We start from the raw sequence: 1,827 nt of genomic DNA on the forward strand, positions 1-1,827 counted from the left end.
GCTCGACGCATGAGGGAGGTAACCTGAAAAAGATCTCCCTCGATCATAGGATTGAAACATTTCAGTAATATTTCTACGCGACAATTTTGTTTCATTTTTAAGACAGCGGCTGCCATGCCCTGACTGCGTCACCCGACTGCAGTTAACAAGAGGCGTGTCTGTACTTACGGCAATACAAGGAGGTCGACGATGCAATGCTCGCCGGATGAAATACGCCACCAGATCCTGGATGCCGAACCCCTGTTGAAACGACTCGATATCGAGATGGAAGGGATTCAGTTTGATCCGCTGGTGCCTTCAAGCGTCACTGCTGCCTACGCCAAGGTAGATCGGGTGATTGAGCATCTGTTGGCCCGGTTCAAAGCAAACCCCATCCTTGGGCCGTTAACCAAAGAGCTGAAGTCCCAGTACCTTGACGGAATTCAAGACAAGGTAGCGAATGCCAGAAGGTTCGAATGATGTCTTGTTGGATGACTAAACCAACATAAAACTGAAAACGACTGAAAGCATTGATCTAGAGCCTCTGTTTCATTTTGATACGTCTTCAAAATGCATTACTCTCTGACGCACTAAACGCAAAGGGACTGTGCCAATGAATGTCAAAATCGAAGTGAATGAGCAAGGAAGCGGATGCAAGGTCTGGCTCGACGACAAAGCTGTGTCATTTCAGAACCTGGAAGAAGCGCAGGCCTATGTTGCTCAGCTGCAAGGGCGTATTGAGGCAGCATCCAGTTCGTTCGCTTTGAGGGATAAGGGCTCTGAAAACACCTAAGTGCCGTACAGATGCAGCGCATCAACGCAGGTGCTGGTTGTCGAAGCAGTACCTGCCCCATGCCGCGCTCGCTACGCTTACTGCATTGCGGTAGCGATCATGTTCAGCCCAATCATCCTCGTTAGAGGGGTACGGCGTGGATTCGATGTGCTTGCGATACGCGGTGTAGGCATCTGCAAAATCCTGTTCAAGTCGCTGAGATTCAATCCGATAGTCGCTGCCCATTGGTAGACACTCCCAGGTTCGATACTCGTTCAACGTGGACGCTAACCAGCGGCGTGAGTTGCCAAGTTATGGCCCGAGTCAGACGCGAAGTGTTTGAGCAACGACCTGATTGCCCCCCGAACAGAACGCTTGTCCAAATCCTTTGCGCTGAACCAGCGGCAATCATCAATCTCGTTGCAGGCACAAGGCTTCTGATTGAACGTCCGCCGGGCCTCGAACAAAAAATGAATGACCTTGTCGTCCTCGTACTCACAGACATAAGAGATTTGATCGATAGCCAATCCTGTCTCCTCTGCCATCTCCCGTAAGGCCGCTTGCAAAGGCGTCTCGCCCTGTTCAACGCGTCCACCCGGTAGATTCCACTTGGCGTTGCGTTTGCGCACAAAAAGGATTTGCTCATCCTGGCGTAGGATGACTGTCGCCCGTCGTTTAAGGTCTTTGAAATTCGCGTCAGTGGAGTGCTGGCTGCCCATGAGTGATGCCTTCAATCTGTCCCTTGGCGAGGTAAGTCAAATCACGCACGGATCAATGACTCTAAAACCATCCTCCCTCATGTAGGTGTCAATATCATGACCGACACCTCACTCTAACGGGCAACTGCCATTCCAAGCGGAAGGCGCGCTCGCGAATATGTACCTACAAAACACTGCAGACTTTCTCGATGCCATCAATTGGAGATAATGAGTCAGAAACGTCCACCGATGTTTCGGTAACGTGACCCTGGTTTGACGTGAGCGCGTATCTACTTCTTCGCCCGCCGGTGAAGACGTCACGCAAACTTGATGGATCCGCCTTGGATATCGTCCCGCGCCATTCGCAAGTCATTGGCG

Annotated in this window: 4 protein-coding genes; 2 read left to right on the forward strand and 2 right to left on the reverse strand. The window is 51.2% G+C overall.

Annotation, left to right across the window (positions count from 1 at the left end):
- The first annotated feature begins 189 nt into the window (after positions 1-189).
- Together ACXRVY_RS26940 and ACXRVY_RS26945 are read left to right on the forward strand one after the other, a co-directional pair.
- Entirely contained in the window at positions 190-459 is a 270-nt protein-coding gene (locus ACXRVY_RS26940) for a hypothetical protein (RefSeq protein ID WP_223462261.1), read from the forward strand.
- Between the two features lie 133 nt (positions 460-592).
- Positions 593-772 carry a hypothetical protein gene (locus tag ACXRVY_RS26945; RefSeq protein WP_223462260.1) on the forward strand — a complete coding sequence of 60 codons (180 nt, stop codon included), beginning with the start codon at positions 593-595 and terminating at the stop codon, positions 770-772.
- A gap of 21 nt (positions 773-793) precedes the next feature.
- On the opposite strand, the gene ACXRVY_RS26950 is transcribed toward ACXRVY_RS26945, so the two are convergent.
- Complete coding sequence (locus ACXRVY_RS26950; protein ID WP_223462259.1) at positions 794-997, reverse strand: hypothetical protein; 204 nt, start codon at positions 995-997, stop codon at positions 794-796.
- 41 nt (positions 998-1,038) lie between these two features.
- The gene (locus ACXRVY_RS26955) at positions 1,039-1,470 is read right to left on the reverse strand and encodes an NUDIX hydrolase (protein ID WP_223462258.1); all 432 of its coding nucleotides are present in this window, start codon (positions 1,468-1,470) and stop codon (positions 1,039-1,041) included.
- Between the last annotated feature and the right edge of the window lie 357 nt (positions 1,471-1,827).

It is taken from the genome of Pseudomonas sp. P5_A2_2, from assembly GCF_054177685.1.